The sequence below is a fragment of the Hallella multisaccharivorax DSM 17128 genome (assembly GCF_000218235.1).
In the GTDB taxonomy this organism is placed as follows: Bacteria; Bacteroidota; Bacteroidia; order Bacteroidales; family Bacteroidaceae; genus Prevotella; species Prevotella multisaccharivorax.
Map to the genome: position 1 here is coordinate 1,954,339 of NZ_GL945017.1, position 23,858 is coordinate 1,978,196.

The window sequence follows — 23,858 nt, forward strand, 5'->3', positions numbered from 1 at the left end:
GTAATCGCATTGCCTTTACACTGTAATCGCATTGCCTTTACACTGTAATCGCATTGCCTTTACACTGTAAAGGCAATGCGTCTACGCCGTAATGGCAATGCCATTCAACCGCAAAGGGGACGCGTCTCTCGACGCATCCCCTTTCGTCGTTATTGTGGAAGATAAGTTCTTCCTCCTGAATATAATCAATAAAAATGTACTATTTAGTAATGATTCCGCACTTGGTGGTCTGCAGGAAGCGGATAATCTTCTGGATTTCCTTCCCATCAGGCACCTGCTGCTGGATCTGCAATGTGGCGTCAAAGGTGCTGTTCTTTCCATGGAACAACAGCCGATAGGCGTTGGCCACATGCTTCTGCACCTTCTCATCGATGTGCCAGGTCGACATCATCGTGTTGTTGGGTCCCGTATATTCAATGGGATTGCCGCCGGCGATGGCGTAGGGAGGCACGTCGTTCGAGAAGCGCGTGCCGGCCTGAAGCATGGCAAGGTCGCCCACACGCGTGCCGGAATTCTCAATCACTGAAGAGCTGAAAATCACGCCACTGCCGATCTCGCAATCTCCGGCTATCTTAGTGCCATAGCCAAATACGTTGTTGTCGCCGATCACCGTGTCATGCGAGATGTGCGAACTCTCCATAAGAAAGTTGTCATTGCCGATGATGGTCTTTCCGCCTTCATGTGTGCCTCTGTTGATAACCACGTTCTCACGGATCGTATTGTTGTCGCCAATGACGACCTCACTGCACTCACCCCGGAAGTCGAAGTCCTGAGGTATTGCACCAATCACCGTGCCCTGGTGCACCTTATTGCCCTTACCCATCGTCGTACCATTGAGAATACTGACAAAGGGAAAGATAACGCAGTTGTCGCCAATCTCCACATAGTCCTCAATGAACACGAAAGGAAATATCCTTACGTTGTCGCCGATCTTCGCCTTAGGCGATACCACGGCCTTGTCGCTAATTTGATTCATAGTCGTTTCTTTTGGGTGTAAGGTGATGACCGTAAAGTGTTTATGTCGCGCGATGGACGGCCACGCCATTCATCAACATCCTTCATGCATCACCCGACAACTGTTATTTTGCTCCTCCACCTAATGCATAATACAGATTGACCACAGCTTGCATCTTTGAAAAGTCATCCTGTACCTGGCTGAGCTGGGAGTTGAGCAGATTGCTCTCTGCCGTAATGACCTCCAGATAAGTAGATCCGGCGCTGGCCATCAGGCTGCGTGTGTCTTCCACATTCTGTGTCAGCACCTTGATACGCTGGGCCTCCAGCTTGCTCTTTGCATCAGAAGCATTGTAAAGCACAAGCGCATTGCTGACCTCTGAACCTGCTGAGAGCACACTGTTCTGCCAAGTGTTGTAAGCCTGCTTGTACCGGGCTTCCGCCACCCGCAGGCCCGCCGTGAGCTGTCCCTTCATAAAGATGGGCTGTGTCAACGCACCGACAGCTGAAAGCAAAAACTTTCCAGGATTGACGATACCCATGCCGCCGCTGTTGGTAAATGCACCTGAGGCACTGATAGTCAGTGAGGGATAGAAGCGCACACGGGCTGCCTCTACATTGTAGAAGCAGTTGGCCAGCGCCATCTCATTAGCATGGACATCAGCGCGATTGGCCAGCAATTGAATGCCGACACCCGTTGAAAAGCTCGCCGGAAGGCTCTGAACGTCAAGCGATGAGCGGGGAATGCTTTGGACCTGCTGACCCGCCAAGAGCGACAAACTGTTCTCTGTCTCGCGAATTTGCCGCTTCAAATCTTCCTTCTGCGTCTGCACAGAGAGGTAGTTGCTCTCTGCACTCTGCACGGCTGTCGACCGTACTCCTCTCACAGCTTGTTGCTGGACTTTCATGATTTCCCAAGTATCCTTTGTCAACTTCTCCATGTCGTTGACAATCTGGAGTTGCTTGTCAAGCATGAGCAGGGTGTAGTACATATTCGCGACATTGGCGATAAGCTTCGTCTGCACAGCCACCTGATAGTCTTTAGCCTGCAACATGCTTACCTGAGAAGCACGCTTGGCAGCCGTCAGATTACCAAAAAGATTGGCATCCCAGCTGGCATTGATCGGCAAGGAATAAGTCTTCGTAGCCTTCATCCCATCCCATGAGGCTATGGTGCCTTGTGGAGAGAAAGTAAAACCAGGCAGGAACGACAGCTTGGCTGCCTTCAACTGTGCCTCCGCCATCTCCACATTCAGAGCAGCATTGAGCAGGTCTGGATTGTTGGCCAGTGTCTTCTCTATGAGCTGTTGAAGCTGCGGGTCGGTAAAGACCGAGCGCCAAGGCAGATTGGCAAACGAAGTGGTGTCGGTGACCGCAAGCGTGTCGTTGTCGTTGACAGCGTCGCGCACGAGACCAGAGGTCTTCACCTGTGGTCGCTCATATTTGCCGTAGAGGCTCTTGCAGCCCGTGAGCGTCACGGCTGCAAGGCCTATGATAAGGAATTTGTATCTTTTCATGGTTCTCAATCCTTTTTGTCTAAATACTGGTCATGCCATGTTGAGGTGAGCGCGTTCTGACTGTCTGGCTTCATCTCCGCTCCCACTTCAGCGCCCACATGAGCATACTGGCGGAGCTCGGCCTCGACTTCCTTGTTGCTCTCGTCCTCAAACTTCATCGGCTTCACTTTCTCCTGCAGCCACTGGAAGATACAGAAGAGGGCTGGCACAACAAACACCTGAACGAGTGTACCGATGAACATACCTCCCACAGCAGCGGCGCCGAGTGTCTGGTTACCATTCTTACCCACGCCCGAAGCAAACATCAATGGAAGCAAACCGATCACCATGGCAAGCGATGTCATGAGGATAGGACGCAGACGGGCTGCGGCACCGAGGATGGCGGAATAGCGGATGGCCATGCCTGTCTCACGGCGTTCAAGGGCGAACTGCACTATCAGGATCGCATTCTTAGACAACAGACCGATCAACATGATCAGAGAGATCTGCATGTAGATATCGTTGGCGTGGCCAAAGATATTGGTAAAAAGATAAGCGCCTGCAAGGCCGAAGGGTACGGAGAGCAACACGGCCAGAGGCAGTATGTAACTCTCATACTGCGCACTCAGAATGAGGTAGACGAAGATGAAACAGAGCACAAAGATCAGCGTTGTCGAGTTGCTCGACTCAGCCTCGGAACGACTCAGACCCGAGTATTCGTAACCATATCCCTGTGGCAGCACGTCGGTAGACACCTCTTTGATAGCCTGCATCACCTGACCATTAGAATAGCCCTGATTCGGCGTGACACTCACATTGATAGAAGTGAACAGATTGAAACGTCCGATGTTAGAGGGGCCAAACACTTTGTGCAGCTTCACGAACTCACTCACCGGAGACATCTCACCCGATGATGTACGCACATAGATGCGGCTCAGCCCGTCGGGACGCATGCGGCTTTCCACATCGCCCTGGATCATCACACGGAAGAGTTTTCCATAAGCATTGAAGTTGGAGGCATAAAGACCACCGTAATAACCTTGCATCACGGCAAGAACGGCAGCCGGCGAAATGCCTGCCTGCTTGGTCTTGGCAACATCAACGTCCACCATGTACTGTGGGTAACTTGGGTTGTACGACGTCATGGCCTGCTGAACCTCCGGTCGTTTATTCAGTTCGCCAAGGAATTGCCGCGTGATATTGTAGAACTTGTTCAGGTCACCACCTGTCTTATCCTGCATAGTCAGTGTGACACCGTTCTGGACAGAGAAGCCAGGGATCATAGGCGGGCCGAAAGCAAGGATCTGAGCGTCCTTAATACTTGCCGTCTGCTTGTAGATCATGCCGAGAACAGAGTTTTGCTCATAAGGGTTAACGAGCAAAGCCATTGGGTCTTTCTCCTTAATGGCACGCTCAATACGTGTAAAGAAACCACCTGAACGCTCTTCGAACGGCTTCAGTTTGATAATGAACGTAGCCTGATCAGAGCCTTGTCCTGCGATGAAGTTATAGCCAATAATGGCATTACGGTGCAGGATAGCAGGGTTACTGGCAAGCATTTTATCGACCTCATCAACAATTTTCTGTGTGCGTACCTGTGACGTACCCGGCTTTGCCGACACAGTTACGAAGATTGTACCTGTATCCTCATCGGGCACCAGACCTGTCTTGGTGAACTTCATTCCCACCACCAGCAAGGCGATACCAGCCACAACAAGTGCAGCAGTAATGATGCGATGGTCGATAATGCGCTCCACACCTTTCTTATATTTGTTCACCGTTTTGTCGAATACACGGTTGAATCCGGCGTGAAAACGGGCGATAAACGACTTGTTGGCTTCGTGCTCCTCAGCCTTGTGCGGCTTAAGGAACATGGCACACAATGCCGGTGAGAGCGTCAAGGCGTTCAGAGCCGAGATAATAATGCTCACAGCCATCGTCACACCAAACTCGCGATAGAAGGTCCCTGAAGTGCCGCCGATGAAGCTCACAGGAATGAACACGGCGGCCATAACCAGCGTAATGGAGATGATGGCACTCGAAATCTCATTCATAGCATCAATAGCGGCGGTCATTGCGTTATCGTAGCCTGCATCAAGCTTGGCGTGGACAGCCTCAACTACGACAATAGCATCGTCCACCACAATAGCAATAGCAAGCAGCAACGCCGACAATGTCAGCAAGTTGATGGAGAAACCAAAGATCAAGAGGAAGAAGAATGTACCAATCAACGCAACAGGCACGGCAATCATAGGAATAAGCGTCGAGCGGAAATCCTGCAGGAAGATGTATACCACTATAAACACGAGGATCAGCGTAATGAACAGCGTCGTAATCACCTCAGAGATAGAAGCAAAGAGGAAGTCGGTCACATTGTACATCATGACGACTTTCAGCCCCGGCGGCATACTCTTCTGGGCCTCGTTCAGCGCAGCCTTCACGTCGGTAGCAATCTGCGTGGCGTTGGAGCCTGCAATCTGCTGCACCATACCTATACATGCCGGCTGACCGTCGTTGCGCAGATGGACATTATACATCAACGAGCCAAGCTCTATCTTCGCCACATCTTTCAAATGCAGAGTCTGACCCGTGGTTTTGCTTTGTATGACGATGTTCTCATACTCCACCGGCTTAGATAAGCGACCCTTATAGCGCAACGTATATTCGTAGGCCATGTTGGAATTTTCGCCGAATTTACCCGGCGCGGCCTCGATGTTCTGCTCGGCCAGCACTCCGATAATATCGGAAGGGATGAGGCCGTACTGCTTCATCTTGTCCGGCTGAAGCCAAATACGCATCGAGTAGCTGGCTGTTGACGGGCTCTGCACATCACCCACGCCGTTGATACGCTTAATAAGCGGCACGATGTTGATGTTGTTGTAGTTGGTGACGAATTGGTCGTCATAGCGGCCGTCATCAGACGTGATGGCATACATGATGACACTTGAGGTCTGGCGCTTAGTTACAGTCACACCTACCTTTGTCACCTCAGCCGGCAGCAGAGCCTGTGCCTGTTGCACACGGTTCTGCACGTTCACGGCGGCCATATCAGCATTGGCGCCTTGCTTGAAGTAGACGGTAATCATCGCCATACCATCATTGGTGGCCTGAGAGGTCATGTAGGTCATATTCTCCACACCGTTGATGCTCTCTTCCAAAGGCACTACAACTGACTTCATCACCGTCTGGGCATCGGCTCCCTGATAGGAGGTTGAGACCATAATGGTAGGCGGTGCTATATCCGGATACCGCTCGATAGGCAGCGAAGCCAAACCGATGAAGCCCAACAGCACAAGCACGATGGAGATCACGGTCGACAGTACCGGTCGTTGAATAAATCTTGTAAAAGTCATTATGAAATCCTAATTAAGAATTATTGTTTTGCGTTGCGGTTGCGGGTGACTGTTCACCCTGCCAACTGCGGGCGGCGGCGGGGCCGCTACGCACTACTTGCTCTTCATTGCGTTGACGAAGCCTTTGGCCGATGACTGCTGTGCTCCGAGCTTTTCAGCCTTGTCAATCTTCTGCTGGTACTGCTCCTCCGTGAGGGGTTTTATCTGCTCTCCATCGGTAAGCTTAGTGATGCCTTTGCTCACGTAGCGGTCGCCGACATGAAGACCTGCCGTAACAATGTAGTTGATTCCATCGTCCTGAGGATTGACCTTGATCTCCGTATATTTCACCTTATTATTACTTCCCACAAGATAGACAAATATCTTATCCTGCACCTGCACCGTGGCCTCTTGCGGGATAATGATAGCACTATTGCTCACATGCGGCACGACAATCTGACCGGCACCACCGCTCTTCAACAGACGTTGAGGATTGGAGAAGTGAGCAATCAGTGTATAAGCACCGGTGGAGGCATCGATTACGCCGCTCATCTTCACCACTCTGCCAGGCTGATTGTAAATGGTACCGTCGGCAAGCTGCAGCTTTACCATCGGCATCTCTTTCAGCACGCCGGCTACACTGCCTGCCGTCTTCGACATGCTGAGAATGTCGGGCTCACTCATAGAGAAGAATACTTCCACTGTGCTGATGTCAGACACAGTGGTCAAAGTATTCTGCGCGCTTACGAGTGCGCCTTTCTTAAAAGGCAGACTGCCCACCACGCCGGCCGAGGGGGCACGCACGACGCACCACGACAACGTCTCAGAAGCCGAAGCAAGAGCAGCCTGTGCCTGCGCCACCTGTGCCTGCGCGGTGGAATAGCTGTTTTGAGCCGTCTCCAACTCATACTGACCAATGATGTGCTGATCGAAGAGTTTCTTATTATTAAGATAGGTGAGACGCGCCGTATTGGCTTGTGCGCGGGCGGTGTTCAAGGCTGCGCGGGCCTGGCTCACCTGAGCACGATAGGTCTCACTGTCGATGGTGAACATCGGCTGACCTGCACTCACCGTCTGACCTTCGTGAACATAAACGTTGGTGATGAAGCCCGAAATCTTCGGATGAACATCTACATCCTGAATACCCTTAATGGTAGCCGGGTATGTGGTCTGCATATCTGCACTCGAAACCCCTGCCGTACGCACGGCGAACTCATTGTCCTGAAGGCTGGCAAGACCACCGCCGCTCTTCTTCCCACAAGAGACAAGGGTTAATGCAGCCACCAAGGCCACAAACAAACAACTCTTGATTTTCATACCTATTTAATTATAATAATACTATCGTTTAAGAATTAATCCTTGAAAAAAAACTATTCAGTTAAAGTGCATTGGCAACACCCGGAAGAGGCCAATATCCCTTAAAAACACGGCAAAGTTAGTAACTTCTTTTAGAAAACTAATTTTGTCATTTAAGTTTTTAACAAGAATTACCACCGTTTGTCGTTTCTTATATCTGCTTTCCACAGCCGCAATATCCCGTGTACAGGGCAGGGCCCCGTGCCCTGCCTCAAACAATGCCCCAACCGCTGAATATCGGTCGGAATCTTTTCTGGTAGTCCACAGGGGACTACCCTGCACTGGATGACAGGCCCATCTCAGCCGCTTTCTGTTTGAGCAATGCCATGAGTGGTTCACGCTCGTTGGGCACTTTATCGTCGAGTACGGCAGCCTTCAAGGTCTGCTTGAGAGTTCCCACCTCACGCGAAGGCTTGAGGTTGAACATCTGCATGATCTCGTTGCCATCAATGACCGGCTGCAGCAGGCGCTTGAAGTCACGCTCCTTGAGATCGGCTATCTTCTCCCGCACAATGCGGAAATTCTCGCGAAAGCGCGCCTTCCTCACCTCATTCTTGCTTGTGATGTCCGCATCGCACAACCTCATGAGGTCGTCAATATCATCGCCAGCGTCGTTGATCAGACGCCTCACTGCTGAGTCGGTTACCTCATCGTCGGCAATAGCGATAGGGCGCATGTGCAGCTCCACAAGTTTCTGCACATATTTCATCTTCATGTCCATGGGCAGTTTGAGCCGTCTGAAGATCGACGGTACCATTCGTCCACCTACATACGGATGGTTGTAAAACGTCCATCCCTGCACGGGGTCCCACCGTTTGGTGCGCGCCTTGCCGATGTCGTGGAGCAGCGTGGCCCAGCGCAACCAGAGGGAGGCAACGTTCTCTTCCCCGCCCATCATGGAGGGGCGGCATACATTGTCCAGCACTTCGAGTGAGTGATAGAAGTTGTTTTTATGGCTTCGCCCATTGCGCGTCTCCACAAGATCAAGGGCAGTGAGCTCCGGCAAAATGAGTTTCAGCAATCCGCAACGGTGAAGATCCACGAAGCCGCGGCTGGGTTGAGGAGTCATCATGATCTTGTTGAGCTCCTCCGAGATGCGCTCGCCACTGATGATCTTGATACGGTCGGCATTGCGCTCCAATGCCTCGAAGGTCTCATCTTCAATATAAAACTTGAGCTGCGTGGCAAACCTTACGCAGCGCATCATGCGCAGTGGATCGTCGGAAAAAGTTATGTTGGGGTCAAGAGGCGTGCGGATAATGCCGTCCTGAAGGTCACAGACACCGTCAAAAGGGTCAATAAGCTCGCCGAAACGGTCCTTATTAAGGCACACCGCCAAGGCGTTGATAGTGAAGTCGCGGCGGTTCTGGTCATCCTCCAAGGTGCCGTTCTCCACATGCGGCTTGCGTGAGTCGTGGCTGTAGCTCTCGCGTCGTGCACCGACAAACTCCACTTCATGGCCGCGCCACTTCACCTGGGCCGTACCGAAATTCTTAAACACCGACAGGCTCGCACGCCCCTTAAGAAGCCTCTTGAACGCTTTGGCCACTTCAATGCCACTGCCCACAACCACCACGTCGATGTCGTTGCTCGGACGTTCAAGAAAAAGGTCGCGCACATAACCCCCTACAACATAAGCCTCTAAATGGAGGCTGTCGGCCGCCTCCGAAATCTTGTGAAATATATCTTTGTCCAACAGCTGTGCCAAATCGGCAGTGCCCAACATTCTCATATCCAGTAATTATTACCCAAAAAGTATTGTGCAAAGGTAATAAAAAAATAAATTTTACGGATGATGCCACGCCAATTTATAAAAAATAAAGAACGCGACGAAAAACAAACACTTAAGGAAGACGCTCTGCCCGCACCTCAATTTGTAAAAATATATAGCAGAAAAGACAGCCTCACAGCAAGTGCATTCCGGAGCCCTAAATAAGACTCGCACCAACGTCCGACCGCTGTTCACGGCCTTTTTCAACGCGGACAAGAGCCGTTAACGGCGTAAACGGATGGCCTGAACGGCGTAAACGGATGGCCTTTACAGCGTTGACGTATCGCCCTTACACCGTAATCGCAAGGTAAAAAGACAAAAAAGAAAAGACCAAAAAAATGAAATGCCTCATTTTCAAAGGAATACAGCCATCAGAAAAAAACAGTTTTTTTTGACCGAATGACTATGTTGTGGGATTTACGCGATTGTCAGAACGGCTTTTGTAAACATTTATCACACAGAAAAATAAAAAGGTCAACAGATGCGAAGCGTATGAAATTTGTGTATCATAAAAAAAACATTTGTGTATCATAGAAAAATAATGTAACTTTGCAGTATATATACTTAGCCCCTCACACAATAACAGATCTGAAAATCTGTTATCAACATACAGAAAAACGGGAACATGAAAAGACTCATCATATGGCTGCTCCTTGCCCTCCCCCTTCCGCTGCTTGCGCAATCGGGCATGACCGACGCCCAAATCGCTGCCTACGTGCAGCAAGAGGCCAAGCGGGGCACCTCGCAAGCCCAGATCGTCACTCACCTGATGCAGAGTGGCGTGGACATCTCGCAAATCCGCCGCGTGCGCAAGGCTTACGAGCGTGCGCAGGGCAACGGAGCCTTAGGGAGCGTGACCGACTCGCAAGCCAAGAGCCGGCTGAGAAAGGGCAACGACATCAGCAAGCGCACCGACAGCGAGCGGCAAGCCGACCGGCAGGCCACGCAAAGTGAGGACAAATACCGCAACAGTACATCCTCACAGCGAGTGGCTGGCAACAGTACATGGCAGAAACAATACAATGAGGATGACGCCGACTTCAAGGCTTTTCAGGAGAATATAGAAGCCATGACCCCACCCGACTCGCTACATCTCCTCCTCGAACAATACCAGCGGCAACAGCAGAAAAAGGTGTTCGGACGCGACATCTTCTCCAACAAAGACCTGTCGTTTGAGCCTATCATGAATATCGCCACGCCGCAAGACTATGTGCTCGGTGCGGGGGATGAGGTGTCGATAGACATCTACGGAGCCTCGCAGAAAACGGCAGACTGCACGGTCTCGCCCGATGGCGACATTGTCATTGAGGGCTATGGTCCCGTGCATGTGGGCGGTCTCTCGGTGGCAGCCGCCAAGGCAAAGCTCCGCGCCACACTCGGATCGCGCTACCAGTCGAGCCGCATCAATCTTTCACTGGGGCAGACACGCACCGTCTCCATCAATGTCATGGGCGAAGTGGCAAAGCCTGGAACCTACACGCTCTCGGCTTTCGCCTCTGTCTTCAACGCCCTCTACATGGCCGGAGGCACCAACGACATCGGCACACTACGCAACATCAAAATCTACCGCCAGAACCGCCTCGTCTCCGTCTGCGATATCTACGATTACATTCTCAACGGCAAAATGACAGGCAACGTACGCCTGCACGACGGCGACGTCATCATTGTGGGCCCCTACGACTGCCTCGTCAACATCACCGGAAAGGTGAAGCGCCCGATGTACTACGAGATGAAACGCAACGAGAGTCTGCAGACCTTGCTGCGCTATGCCGGTGGCTTCACCGGCGACGCCTACAAGAAGGCCGTACGCGTGAACCGCAAGACTGGACGCGAGTATGCGGTATTCAATGTCGACGAGTTTGACATGAGCTCTTTCCGCATCGCCGACGGCGACTCGGTGAGCGTCGACTCCATCCTGCCACGCTATGAAAACACCGTGGAGATAAAAGGCGCCGTCTTTCGCCCGGGCATGTATCAGCTCGGCGATGGCATCAACAGCGTGCGCACCCTCGTGCAGCATGCTGAAGGCCTCACGGAGGATGCCTTTACGGCCCGCGCCGTCATGCACCGCATGAATGCCGACCGGACCCTGCGGGTCATCCCCGTAGACATCAAAGGGATTATGGACCAGAGCATCGCTGACATACCCCTTAAGCAAAACGACGTACTCTTCATACCCTCTAAACAGACAGCCATGAACGAGCGGACCATCACCATCCAGGGCGAAGTGATGTATCCCGGCATCTATAAATATGCTGACAACGAGACCTTAGAGGACTTTGTGCTGCAAGCCGGCGGCCTCACCAACGGAGCCTCAACCGTGAAGGTGGACGTGGCACGGCGTGTGGGCAATCCAAAAGCCGTGTCAACCGACAGCGTCATCGCCCAAACCTATACCTTTGCCCTGAAAGACGGCTTCGTGGTTGATGGCAAGCCGGGCTTTGTGCTCCAGCCTTTCGACGAAGTCTTCGTGCGCAAAGACCCCACCTACACAGAGCAACAGAAGGTGAGCGTCGACGGCGAGGTGACCTTCCCCGGCACTTACGCCCTGTCAAGACGGCAAATGCGGCTCACCGACCTCGTGGCTGCCGCGGGCGGAGCCACACCTCTCGCTTACATCCGCGGGGCAAGGCTCGAACGAAAGACCAACGAGACAGAGCGCAAACGCATGGAAGCTGCCCTGCAAATGCAGCAAGAGCAACTGCAACAGGAGCTCATGTCGCTCGCCGCAAGCCAGAATGCCGGCGCATCCCTGCAACAAGTGGGCCAGCAAAGCAAGGAGGAGCAATTGAAGAAGTTTCAGGTGCCCAATACCTACCCCGTGGGCATAGAGCTCGACAAAGCCCTTGCCGACCCGTCCAGCGATGCCAACATCGTGCTGCGCGAGGGTGACCGGCTCGTGCTGCCTACTTACACAGCCACCGTCAAGGTCAACGGCGCGGTGATGTATCCCAATACCGTGAGCTTCATCAAGGGGAAGGGCGTACGCTACTACATCAACTCTGCGGGCGGCTATGCCAGAAACGCCAGAAGAAGCAGTGCGTACATCATCTACATGAACGGCATGGTGGCCAAAGTATCTGGCGGAAAGATTGAGCCTGGGTGTGAGATTGTCGTACCCGGAAAGATCAATCGCCGTACCTCGCCCACTGAACTGCTCAGCATCGGCTCCAGCATCTCGTCTATCGCAGCAATGATCGCCACTATCGCCAACATGACGAAATGACCGCTGCTCATTGCCTCGACTGATTCTCCAACCATACAAGGAGATTATCAGTATTACTATAACTCGCTATATACAAGCTGATTATGCTTTTAGCGAGGAAGTGTTGATATACAACGAAATTGAATATATAGCTTTAAATGGAAGTAAGCCGCAATCACCCGATTACAATCAACATGAAATCAGTCATCCATAAACTCTGCCGCAAGAAGTACTGGATATTGGCGACATTGCCTGCCGCCCTGCTGATTTTCTATGCAGTCATTGCATCTTTCCCAAGATACTATCAGACAAGCTCGATGCTGGCTCCAGAGGTCGACTTGCCGAAAAGCGGAGGCGGCCTGAGCTCCATTGCCTCAACATTGGGCATAGACATGTCCAACATTCAGTCGGTGGATGCCATCACTCCTACGCTCTATCCGGACCTTCTCACCGACAACCATTTCATCGTGAGGCTGTTCAGCACGCCGGTAACCACTTCGGATGGTAAGACTCAATGTGACTATTACTCCTACCTGCTCAAATACCAGAAACATCCATGGTGGTCGAAAGGCTTTCCCAAAGACAGTACGGTTGAGAACAAAAAGGTGTCCCCTTATCGGCTGACCAAACAGCAAAACGATATCCTGAAGACTGTCCAACACAACATTCAGATTAAGGTAAACAGCAAAGACGGCGTCATTACCATCATGACGACCGATCAGGATCCACTGGTCTGCAGGACGGTGACGGATTCGGTCATCAACCAACTGAAAGGATTCATCACAAAGTACAGGACCAGTAAAGCCATCAAGGACTATAACTATTACAAGAAACTGACCACTGAAGCCAAAGCTGTTTATGTCAAGGCCCGCCAGGCATATGGAAGCTATTCGGATGCCAATCAGGATGTCGTACTGCAGAGCGTACAGTCGAAAATAGAAGATCTGGAGAACGACATGCAGCTTAAATACAATGCTTATACGAACTACAACAACCAGTTGCAGGCCGCGGCCGCCAAAGTGCAGGAGCGCACGCCCGTCTTCACGCTGATCAAAGGAGCTGAAGTACCCGTCAAGCCTGCCGGCCCGAAGAGGGCGCTGTTTGCTTTATGTATGACGTTTCTCATCTTCTGCATAGAATGTGCCGTCATCCTCCGCAAAGATATCCGCAATCTTTTTACATTTTAAATGTCCTTCCTTACGCAAGCCGGACATATCATTAAAGCTGTCACCGGCATAGAGAATCTGTCCCTCTTACAGAAGAAAATTCACAAAAGAATCGGTCAGATCATTTATCATGAGAAATACAACGCTGATGACATTGTCGCAGTGATGAGAGAACTTGGCATGCACAAAGGCTCAACGGTATGCATCCACGCTGCCATGCGGGAATTCTACAATTATCAAGGGACCGCGGAAGAGCTGATAACCAAGATCCTTGGGGTCCTCACGCCAGAAGGCACCCTAATGATGCCGGCCTTTCCCGACCAGAGCCACACGCACGACAAGGACTACGTGTTCGACCCTTCCACAGAGCCGACGCGCGCAGGACTGCTGGCAGAGACTTTCCGCAAATATCCCGGAACCGTCAGAAGCATCAATGTACAACATTCAGTAACAGCATGGGGCAAACACGCAGAATGGCTGACACAGGATCACCAGAACTGCAACAACTGCTGGGATGAAAAGTCACCATGGTATCGCATGACCGAATTGAACGCGCTGAATTTCTGTCTGGGACTACCCTCACATTATATCGGGACATTCGATCATTGTGTAGAAGCCATGCTTTACAAAGAGTTTCCCTATTGGAGACAGTTTTTTACAGAGGAGTGGACCTACCGTTATAAGGAGCCGGAAGGTGAGATAAGGTCTTACCATTGCATAGAAGGCAACTTGGAAAGACGAACGAGAGAGCAACGCCTCATCAGCCACTTCACCCAGGAAGAACACCAGAGCAGGAAATTGTCCAACTTGTTGATTCAAGTTTACAAGACACAGCCTTGCCTGAGAAAAATGATAGAATTGGGCAGAAAAGGAATCACGATGTATTATATTCCGTCAACGAAAGGTTACAGTTTTGAGAAATAAGATACACCAGGCTTTAGAGAGTCCACTCTTCGTAAATACGCTCAAGATGTCATCAAGCAACATCGTGATGTATCTGCTTCCTCTCGTGGTGACTCCAATTCTCTCACGTCTTTATCAACCGGAAGCATTCGGCGACTGGGGCATATTCTCCTCGTTTATTGCCATGGCAACGTTGGTATTGTTTGCCGGTCTGGAGAACGCAATTGTCAAGATAGAAGCTGACAAGCTATCCAATCTGTTGAAGATTTGTATCATATGTGCTGTCATCGCCATTGCTGTCCTCATGCTTGTCTTTCTCTATGGACGTAGTATGGATATATCTTTTTTCTGTTCTTTTCCTGACATTCAACTGCTTGCAGCTTATCTCATTGCCTATATTCCATATACCTTGGGATATAATCTGTGCAACCGGTTCAGCAGATATACGGCCCTGTCTCTCAACAACATCCTTCAGGGTAGTTGCCAGGCAGGGCTCAGAATACTTGCCGCACTATTAGGCCTCACTGCCTTTAACGGACTTATCTTAGGCACAACCATTGCGCTGTACGTTTCCGCATTCTTTTTAGTAATCAGCTTAAAGCACAAAGACTTCCCAAGCCATCACGAGCAGTTTAATACGCATAACATCAAGAAGTTGCTTGTGGAGAACAAAAAATTTCCGCTTTTTGACGCTCCCTCCAGCCTGCTGTCTTTCGCGGCATTCAACCTTCCTACTATCATTTTGGCATTCTATTTCAGCAAGGCGAGCATAGGGTGCTTCTCCATCATTCTCCAGTTACTGCTGCTTCCCATGTCACTCATCGGTTCCGCCATTGGCAAAGTATACTATCAGCAACTGTGTCAAGGTAAGGGCGATACGTTGGAAGTAACGGCCATCTCACAAAAAATAATCAGCGTCACCGCCATCATTTCCATCCTTCCTTTACTGGTGCTGGCCTGTGGTGGTGACCGCCTTATTGTCTTATTCTTAGGTAACAGATGGCAGACAGCCGGCGACATCTCTTTATGTTTGGCCTTATGGTCGTTCCCTACAATACTCACTCAACCGCTCCTTCCGCTCTTCCGCTACAAGAACCAACAAGATACACTGTTGTGTTTTGATATTTTTTATTTCCTACTCGGCATTGGTGGGCTCACAGTCGGGTGCTTCCTTCACCTTCCGTTGTATACTGTGCTCATCGTGTTTTCTATAGGCTGTTGTATCGCCAAAGCAGGACTATTGATAAAGATTGTCCGACTCAGCAACACCAATATGGCTGTCTTTCTGAAATATCTGCCAATATGGATCGTGGCTGTCATCATCCTCTTCATCAGGCTTCTGTATTTATGAGAAAGGTCCTTCATTTTCTTTTCAGTGCAGAGAGCCTATGGGGAAAGCTGGCATGCATAGTTACCTATCTCCTTATCTACGACTTTCTATTTGAGAACTTTGTTTTCAAAACCTTTGCTTACTTGGGAGACATTGACTATATCCCTATGGATACTATACACCGTATTCTATGGCTTGTGTGCTCCACCCTACCGTTCTGCTTTTATCGGGGAATCCATAAAGTATCCTCTTTTCTCACCTTATTCCTGTACCTTTTTGCTTATATACCCATCGTCCACGCCATATCCGTCATCTGGGATATATCGGCAATTGAGAAACAATCTGTCAATATAATTCTCTGTATTTTCTTCTGCCTTTATTTCTTTCTGGACAGTCAGGGCAATATTATCAAGGACTTTCGCATCGTCCCAGCTATTTCTTTCCGTTGGATCGAGATACTAACCATCGCGCTCACCGTTTTATTCGTAGCAGTTCAACTGAAGAATATGCATTTTGTCAATCCTATTTCTCAGCAGGACCTACTGTATGATTTCAGAGAAAAGAACGCTGAGGGCAGCAGTGGCCCCATCAATTATATCTCCGGTTGGCTTTTCGGCGCATTCTATCCTTTCTTGTTAGTAAACTTTCTCAAAGAGCGAAATTGGCTGAAAGCCATTTCAATTCTTGGCGGCTACTTCTTGCTATTCATGGCCGACATGCAGAAAATCACGTTCTTCATGCCTTTCTTTCTTGTCGGCATGTATTTTCTGATAAAAGCCAACATCAAGAGTATCACCCAATACCTGCACGCATGGATTACCATGACTATCTGCATTGTAAGTCCCATACTCTTAGGATTGCAAGACCATAAGACACTCTTCATCATTGTGTCATTTGTCATTCTCCGCACAGTCTGTGTTTCAGGGTGGCTGACTCAAATGTATGTTCACTTCTTCCAATTCCATCCTTTTACTTATTATAGTCACATCGGTATCGTCAACTTTTTCACGCAGGCATACCCGTACGATGTTCCTTTGGGCAAAGCTATAGCGTACAACACACAGAATGCAAATGCCACATTCTTTCTTACCGACGGCTATGCGGCCTGGGGCTTCATAGGAATAGTGGCAATCGGCCTATTCTTCCTGCTATTCCTGTCCGTCATCAATGCCATTGGTTACCGATACAAGGTCAGTGATCTGATGATAGTTCTCTTGCCCTGCCTGTCCTACTTGCTCAATACCTCTATTTTCACAACACTATTGACAAACGGCATGATACTGACCATCCTGCTTCTGTGCTGCACCGACAATGCATTAGCAGTAGACAAAACGATCGATATAAAAGTGTGAATCCAATGAAGAAGACGTGCGTTATTACCAATATCGGAGCACACTATCGGTTTCCCATCTTCCAGCTGATGAGCGAGGAACTTAATTGTGATTTCTATCTTGGTGACAAGGTTGAGAGTCCTATCAAGACGTTTGTCTATAAGAAACTGAAAGGATATAAAGCTTCGTTGCATAATATATTCTTCCATCATTTCTATTGGCAAAGCCATTCTGTGGGACTTATCAAGCAAGACTATGAGTATTATATCCTTGACGGCGAGCCTTATTGTCTCTCATCTTGGGCAATTCTGCTACTGGCCAGATTGAGAGGGAAAGTCACTGTGTCGTGGAGTCATGGATGGTATGGCAGAGAAAGAGGATTGAAGAGAATCATTAAAAAAGTGTTCTACTCTTTGTTTAGCAAACTTATGCTTTACAATGAATACGCCATTAACTTGATGGAAAAAGAAGGATTTGACCGTAAGAAAATGTTCTGTATTGCCAACTCCATGGACTCAGATGAGGACCTGAACATTAGAAAAACCTTGCATAAAACCAACGTCTATAAAGATTATTTTCACAATGATTATCCTACGATTATCTATTGTGGACGGGTGCAGCACCGTAAGAAATTGGAACAAGTACTTGATGCCATACAGATCCTGAAAAATAAGGGTCAAGTTGTCAATTTTATGGTTATTGGCAAGGATGTGGACGGCGTAAATTTGGCTGATCTGGCATCATCAAAAGGTATCAGCCGTCAGTTGTGGATATATGGACCCTGCTATGACGATGGAAAACTCGGGGAATTGTTTTACAATGCCGCTGTATGCGTATCGCCTGGAAATATAGGTTTGACTGCCATTCATGCCATGTCGTTTGGCTGTCCCTGTATCACACATAACAATTTTCTAGAGCAGATGCCAGAGTTCGAAGCAATAAAAACAGAACTGACAGGTGACTTCTTTGAACAAGACAATACTACCAACTTAGCCTTTACCATCGGCAAATGGATCGGAAAAGACAAACAGGAGAGAGAAGTTGTCAGGCAACAATGTTTCTCTGAAGTAGACAGGAAATGGAACATCCATCATCAAATAGACGTGATAAAACAAGTACTCAATGCCAACTAATACAGACTCATTTTACTTTAAATGCCGCTCTGCACTGCGGTATCAAGTACTGAATATTCTTGGTGCGTTCAAAACTCCACAGCCAGGTATACATATTCTCAACGGACATCGGATACAGAAAGAAGCAGAGCCTGAGACTTTCCAAAATCTGCTGAATGCTTTGTCTAAAGAGGTTGAGTTTATCCGTTTTGAAAAAGCCGTCAGCATGATAGCCAACCATGAGAATCCGTCTAAACCATTGGTTGCTTTCTCCTTTGATGATGGTTTCATGGAAGGCTATGATGTTTTTGCTCCCGTGCTTGAAGAGTTCAGGACTAACGCCATGTTCTTCGTCAATCCTAACTATGTAAATGGCGACGACGCTTATATCCAACACTTCGATGAAGATATTGTGTTAACTCACAATCGATTACCCATGCGATGGCAACAACTTCAAGAACTCTCTAGCAGAGGACATCTGATTGGCGCACATACCATGGATCATTATATGATCAACAGCGGAAGTACAGAAACGCTTAACTATCAAATTGTCACATGCAAAAAAATTATTGAAGACAAGATAGGAAAGCAATGCGATTACTTTGCTTTCCCATATGGGAAGTTATCTGAAGCAAATCAGGAGGCAATAGATATTGCATGCAATACGTACAAGTACGTATTCTCCCAGTCAGACTACAAGAACTATTTTTCTTTTAATGGGAATGTCATCAACCGGCGTCATTTCGAGCCTTTTTGGCCCGTTAAGCATCTGAATTATTTCCTTGGTTGCAATAAGAAATACTGATTATGCCAAAATTGTTACAAATAAACATTACAGCTAACTGGGGATCCCATGGAAAGATAGCCGAAGGCATCGGACTTGTGGCCATGAGCCATGGCTGGAATAGCTACATTGCCTATGGCCGATGGATGAATCCAAGCCAATCTCATCTTTATCACATCGGATGCAACTTCGATGAGATGGCGCATGGAGTTACATCCCGATTACTTGACAACCAAGGACTCATGTCCCACATAGCGACTCTGAGGTTGATACACTATATCAAGAAGATAAAACCCGATATTATACACCTGCACAATATTCATGGCTATTACCTGAATTATCCAATACTCTTCCATTTTCTCAAAGATTATGGTGCACCCGTTGTATGGACATTACACGACTGTTGGCCGTTCACGGGGCACTGTGCTCATTACATGTACGCCAATTGCGAAAAATGGAAGAACCATTGTGGGCATTGTCCGTTGAAGCACAACTATCCCAAATCGCTGTGGCTCGACCATTCCTACTCCAACTTTGAAAAGAAAAAATATATATTCAATTCACTTCCAAACTTGACCTTGGTCACTGTAAGCCAATGGCTTGACAGAGAAGTCGGTCAGTCGTTTCTCAAGAATATCAGAAGGAAATGCATCTATAATGGCATAGACATCCAAACCTTTACCATCCGAGAAAGCCAAAGTATCAGGGAGAAATACAGTATACCCAAGAGCCGGAAAGTAATCTTAGGCATTGCTTCCAACTGGTATCGCAAGGGGTTGGAAGACTTCGTGAGATTAAGATTTATCTTAGACGATACTTATTGCATCGTCGTTGTCGGAGTCAATAAAGAAGAGCGGAAACGCCTCCCCCACGGAATCATCGGCATTCGGCGTACAGAGAACGTGGATGATTTGGTTAGACTGTATTCCACAGCCGACGTATATTTCAACCCGACATGGGAAGACAATTTTCCGACAACAAATATAGAAGCTCTCGCTTGCGGCACACCTGTTATCACATACGATACCGGTGGAAGCAACGAAGCCATAGACGAAGAAACCGGATACGTAATAAAGAAAGGTGATCTTCTATCCGCCAAAGAAAAGATTATTCACATTTGTAATACAGGGAAGACCCTGTTCTCACAACAATGCAGAAAAAGAGCTGTCCGGTGTTTTAACCGCCAACAACGATTCAATGAATATTATAAACTGTATGAAAATATTCTGCACGCACACACTTATGATTAGATAATCATCATCTTTCAAACTTTACATTCCAATATTTTATACAGGTATTTCACCGCAATCATCAGCTGATTGGTGTAGATACCATTCTTTCTGCAGGCGCGCACATCTTCTTTTAACAAGATGAAGCGACTCTGCAGATTTTTTGTGCTCACACCTCCTGTGCGCATCGTAACAAAATCCATAGGAATATACCGGGAAGTGATTCGATAGTTCCGAAACAGCCTGACCATCATCTCGAAGTCACTGCCGATTTTATAACTAGTATCGTAGAGACCGGCTTCCTCATAGATGTGCCGGCGAACGTAGAAAGAAGGATGTGCAGGCATAAAACCGAAGCGCAGCCAAAATGGACGGAAAAGACGAGAAGAATAATAGCGCACTATCTTATTTGGCTCGCCATCATGAATGAAATGAATATCCCCATACACCGCGTCCAACGCAGCATCTGAGAAAGCATCGGCTACATGGGAGAGCACATCGTCTGAAGTGAAATAATCATCAGAATTGAGAATGCCGACCACATCCCCAGAAGCCTTGACAATGCCTTTGTTCATTGCATCATAGATGCCGCTGTCGGGCTCTGAAGTCCAACTCATACGAGCACCCATCCTTGACTCATACTGTTTGAGCAACTCTACGGTACCATCCGTAGAGCCGCCATCCACGACAATGTATTCCCAATCCGTGAACGTCTGCCGAAGCAGCGAATCCATTGTGTCCTTGATGGTTGCCGCACTGTTAAAGGAAGCCGTAATTACCGAAATCTTCATTCACCTTAGATCTTTTGCTGCAAATTTACATAAAAACTGTGATTTATAAGCCAGTTGGATAAAGAAAGTGCTTTTTTCTTTAGAGGAAAACATCTTTAAATATCAATTCTTTCCTCATGTTTTCAAGAGAAATAGGCAATAATTTCCTGGTTATTTGTACCTTTGCATCCGCAAAACATATCATCACGACAGGGGTACTTGCTCAACCCCCTTTAACAAAACAAGAAATGACAAAACGACCACGCGCTGAAGTGAGTATGCTTTTCATGCTCTTCAGCATTCTTTTCTGTGTTTGCCTCATTTTAGCAAACATCCTCGAAACCAAGCAGATTGCCATTGGCCCCGTTAACTTGACGGGCGGCTTGATTGTCTTTCCCGTTTCTTACATCATCAACGACTGCGTTTGCGAGGTGTGGGGTTACCGCAAAGCGCGGCTGCTCATTTGGACCGGTTTCGCCATGAACTTCTTCTTCGTGGCCATGGGCGCGCTGTGCGACTGGATTCCTGGGGCACCCTATTGGCACAACCGTGAAGGCTTCCACGCCATCTTTGGCCTTGCTCCACGCATCGCCGCAGCTTCGTTTGTGGCTTTTCTGGTTGGCAGTTTCATAAACGCATACGTCATGAGCCGCATGAAGATACACGACCAAGGCCGACACTTCTCCGCACGCGCCATTCTGAGCACGGTGGCCGGCGAAAGCTGCGACTCCGTCATTTTCTTCCCACTTGCGCTGGGTGGAGTGGTGCCATGGGATGTCCTGCCCGGCCTCATGCTGTGGCAAGTGTTTCTCAAGACCTTTTACGAGGTCGTCGCACTGCCTCTGACCATCCGTGTAGTGAACCATTTGAAAGAACATGAGGGAGAAGACGTCTACGATGAGGGCGTAGACTATAACGTACTGAAAATTTTCAATATATAACCAGATGATAGAAAGAAAAGAAGAAGGCCTCAAAGCCCTTGGCACCAAGACACGATACAAGATGGACTATGCTCCGGAAGTGCTGGAAACATTCACCAACAAGCATCCCGACAACGATTACTGGGTGCGGTTCAACTGTCCAGAGTTCACCTCGCTCTGCCCTATCACCGGTCAGCCCGACTTCGCCGAGATACGCATCAGCTATATCCCCGACGTGCGCATGGTGGAAAGCAAAAGCCTCAAGCTCTACCTTTTCTCCTTCCGCAATCACGGCGACTTCCATGAGGACTGTGTCAACATCATCATGAAAGACCTCATCCGTCTCATGGACCCGAAATACATTGAGGTGACAGGGCTCTTCACGCCCCGCGGCGGCATCAGCATCTATCCTTATGCCAACTATGGACGGCCGGGTACGAAGTACGCTGAACTGGCCGAAAAACGCTTTGCTACACATGAGTAGCACAAAGGCAGTGCGATTACACTGTAAAGGCAGTGCGATTACACTGTAAAGGCAATGCGATTACACTGTAAAGGCAATGCGATTACACTGTAAAGGCAATGCGTCTACACTGTAAAGGCAATGCGTCTACACTGTAAAGGCAATGCGATTACAGTGTAAAGGCAGTGCGATTACAGTGTAACTAATCAACGAAAATGAAGAAAAGTCGAAGTTGGCGTAAACTAATTGATAATGAGGAAGAAACAGAACGATTTGCATAGAAGTGCTCTTTTCAAAAAGGGCAGGAATATGCAGATTTAGGCAAAAGTTCAGTTACCAAAGCATTACCTGATTTTGAGATAGGTAACGATGGAGTAATGTTCGGTAACTGAATTATTTTCGCTCGTGTGGCTTTTGCTATGGTCGGCAGTTTTCTGCATAAGTGAGGAACGCTTTAATTCGGGTAACTTTGCCCATAAAAATTAAAGCGTATGAAACAAGAGAAAATGAAGGTGTTGCTCTACCTCAAAAAGAGCGGTCTTGACAAGTCGGGCAAGGCTCCGATTATGGGACGTATCACACTTGGAAGGAATGTTGCCCAGTTCAGTTGTAAACTCTCCTGCAATCCAGAGTTGTGGAATCCCCGTGAGAGTAGAGTGGACGGCAAGAGTCGTGAGGCAGTAGAGATAAACGGCAGGTTGGAGAGTTTGCTGTTGTCTGTTCAGTCGGCTTATCAAGCCTTACTTTCCAAAGGTTGCCCATTTGACGCAACCGATGTAAAGGAACTGTTTCAAGGCAGCGTACAGACACGATGTATGCTTATCGAACGATTGGACATCCTCATCAGGGAGAAGAAAGAACATATTGGAATTGACATTAAGAGAGAAACAATTTCCAATTACTATACTACCCGTAATAATCTTCGGACATTTATCGAAGACAAGTACAAGGTGGAAGATTTGTCTTTCTCGCAACTTACAGAAAATTTCATTTATGATTTCAGGGACTATTACTTGAACAAATTAGGGTTTCAGGAAAGTAGTTTCTATGCAGTTGCATCCCAAATAAAGACCGTATGCAGGTTGGCATACCGTGAAGGATTGGCTGACACCTTATTATTTGCTAATGTAAAGATAGCAAGAGGTGATAAGAAACTCCCAAAGGCACTTGACAGACGTTCACTTGACAAACTAATGAATACCCACTTCGGAGAGTTGGAGGAAGAAATGGAAACAGCAAGGGATTTGTTTGTTTTTGCCTGTCATACAGGTGCAGCCTATTGTGATTTAATGGGATTAAGTAAGACACATCTTGTCCGTGATGATGAGGAAAATCTTTGGATGAAGTTCAATAGGAAGAAGACAGGTGTACTTTGCCGTATTAAGTTGTTGCCCGAAGCGATTAGGATAATAGAGAAGTATCGAAGCGAAGAAAGGGAAAGACTGCTGCCACAGATGAAGTATGCCACCTATCAGTCGTATCTTAAAGCATTGCGCCTTAGAGAGGGTATAGCCTTTCCCTTTACCACGCATACGGCAAGACACACCTTTGCCACGCTCATTACGCTTGAGCAAGGAGTTCCTATTGAAACGGTGAGCAAGATGCTCGGACATAGCAATGTAAGCATGACCGAGCGTTATGCAAAGGTTACACCCCAAAAACTCTTTGAGGAGTTTAATCGTTTCCGTTCTTTCACGGAGGATATGCAGATGAGTATTTAGCAATAGACATATTAA

Annotated in this window: 17 protein-coding genes; 11 read left to right on the forward strand and 6 right to left on the reverse strand. The window is 48.3% G+C overall.

Annotated elements, in window-relative coordinates; all coding sequences use genetic code 11:
* Positions 1–199: 199 nt before the first annotated feature.
* The 5 genes from lpxA to PREMU_RS08450 all read right to left on the reverse strand — a co-directional run bounded on the left by lpxA (position 200) and on the right by PREMU_RS08450 (position 8,870).
* On the reverse strand, positions 200–976 hold the full coding sequence (lpxA, locus tag PREMU_RS08430) for an acyl-ACP--UDP-N-acetylglucosamine O-acyltransferase (RefSeq protein WP_007574526.1): 777 nt from the start codon (positions 974–976) through the stop codon (positions 200–202).
* A gap of 103 nt (positions 977–1,079) precedes the next feature.
* Positions 1,080–2,471, reverse strand: coding sequence for an efflux transporter outer membrane subunit (locus tag PREMU_RS08435; protein ID WP_007574527.1), 1,392 nt, complete (start codon positions 2,469–2,471; stop codon positions 1,080–1,082).
* A 5-nt stretch (positions 2,472–2,476) separates the two neighbouring features.
* The gene (locus tag PREMU_RS08440) at positions 2,477–5,803 is read right to left on the reverse strand and encodes an efflux RND transporter permease subunit (RefSeq protein ID WP_007574528.1); all 3,327 of its coding nucleotides are present in this window, start codon (positions 5,801–5,803) and stop codon (positions 2,477–2,479) included.
* Positions 5,804–5,896: 93 nt separating this feature from the next.
* Positions 5,897–7,099, reverse strand: a complete 1,203-nt coding sequence (locus PREMU_RS08445; protein ID WP_007574529.1) for an efflux RND transporter periplasmic adaptor subunit — start codon at positions 7,097–7,099, stop codon at positions 5,897–5,899.
* A 310-nt stretch (positions 7,100–7,409) separates the two neighbouring features.
* On the reverse strand, positions 7,410–8,870 hold the full coding sequence (locus PREMU_RS08450) for a CCA tRNA nucleotidyltransferase (protein WP_007574530.1): 1,461 nt from the start codon (positions 8,868–8,870) through the stop codon (positions 7,410–7,412).
* A gap of 664 nt (positions 8,871–9,534) precedes the next feature.
* On the opposite strand from PREMU_RS08450, the gene PREMU_RS08455 reads away from it, so the two are divergent.
* The 8 genes from PREMU_RS08455 to PREMU_RS08490 all read left to right on the forward strand — a co-directional run bounded on the left by PREMU_RS08455 (position 9,535) and on the right by PREMU_RS08490 (position 19,990).
* Positions 9,535–12,135, forward strand: a complete 2,601-nt coding sequence (locus PREMU_RS08455) for an SLBB domain-containing protein (RefSeq protein WP_007574532.1) — start codon at positions 9,535–9,537, stop codon at positions 12,133–12,135.
* Positions 12,136–12,308: 173 nt separating this feature from the next.
* Complete coding sequence (locus PREMU_RS08460; RefSeq protein WP_223918650.1) at positions 12,309–13,301, forward strand: chain-length determining protein; 993 nt, start codon at positions 12,309–12,311, stop codon at positions 13,299–13,301.
* Positions 13,302–14,204, forward strand: coding sequence for an AAC(3) family N-acetyltransferase (locus PREMU_RS08465; RefSeq protein ID WP_007574534.1), 903 nt, complete (start codon positions 13,302–13,304; stop codon positions 14,202–14,204).
* Positions 14,194–15,534 carry an oligosaccharide flippase family protein gene (locus tag PREMU_RS08470; protein WP_040558184.1) on the forward strand — a complete coding sequence of 447 codons (1,341 nt, stop codon included), beginning with the start codon at positions 14,194–14,196 and terminating at the stop codon, positions 15,532–15,534. Before PREMU_RS08465 ends, PREMU_RS08470 begins: the two co-directional genes overlap by 11 nt.
* Positions 15,531–16,865, forward strand: a complete 1,335-nt coding sequence (locus PREMU_RS08475; protein ID WP_007574537.1) for a hypothetical protein — start codon at positions 15,531–15,533, stop codon at positions 16,863–16,865. The genes PREMU_RS08470 and PREMU_RS08475 overlap by 4 nt, the downstream gene beginning before the upstream one ends.
* Positions 16,866–16,870: 5 nt before the next feature.
* Positions 16,871–17,977: a glycosyltransferase gene (locus PREMU_RS08480; RefSeq protein ID WP_007574538.1), complete on the forward strand. Its 1,107-nt coding sequence runs from the start codon at positions 16,871–16,873 to the stop codon at positions 17,975–17,977.
* The gene (locus PREMU_RS08485) at positions 17,967–18,761 is read left to right on the forward strand and encodes a polysaccharide deacetylase family protein (protein ID WP_007574539.1); all 795 of its coding nucleotides are present in this window, start codon (positions 17,967–17,969) and stop codon (positions 18,759–18,761) included. Before PREMU_RS08480 ends, PREMU_RS08485 begins: the two co-directional genes overlap by 11 nt.
* A gap of 2 nt (positions 18,762–18,763) precedes the next feature.
* Positions 18,764–19,990, forward strand: coding sequence for a glycosyltransferase (locus PREMU_RS08490; RefSeq protein ID WP_007574540.1), 1,227 nt, complete (start codon positions 18,764–18,766; stop codon positions 19,988–19,990).
* A gap of 14 nt (positions 19,991–20,004) precedes the next feature.
* On the opposite strand, the gene PREMU_RS08495 is transcribed toward PREMU_RS08490, so the two are convergent.
* On the reverse strand, positions 20,005–20,760 hold the full coding sequence (locus tag PREMU_RS08495; protein WP_007574541.1) for a glycosyltransferase family 2 protein: 756 nt from the start codon (positions 20,758–20,760) through the stop codon (positions 20,005–20,007).
* A gap of 227 nt (positions 20,761–20,987) precedes the next feature.
* Between PREMU_RS08495 and PREMU_RS08500 the strand changes: the two genes are divergently transcribed.
* From PREMU_RS08500 to PREMU_RS08510, 3 genes are all read left to right on the forward strand, one after another.
* On the forward strand, positions 20,988–21,680 hold the full coding sequence (locus tag PREMU_RS08500) for a queuosine precursor transporter (RefSeq protein ID WP_007574542.1): 693 nt from the start codon (positions 20,988–20,990) through the stop codon (positions 21,678–21,680).
* Positions 21,681–21,687: 7 nt separating this feature from the next.
* Positions 21,688–22,143: a preQ(1) synthase gene (gene queF, locus PREMU_RS08505; protein ID WP_040558815.1), complete on the forward strand. Its 456-nt coding sequence runs from the start codon at positions 21,688–21,690 to the stop codon at positions 22,141–22,143.
* 470 nt (positions 22,144–22,613) lie between these two features.
* Positions 22,614–23,843 (forward strand): site-specific integrase, encoded by a 1,230-nt coding sequence (locus tag PREMU_RS08510; protein ID WP_007574545.1) that lies wholly within the window; start codon positions 22,614–22,616, stop codon positions 23,841–23,843.
* Positions 23,844–23,858: the final 15 nt, after the last annotated feature.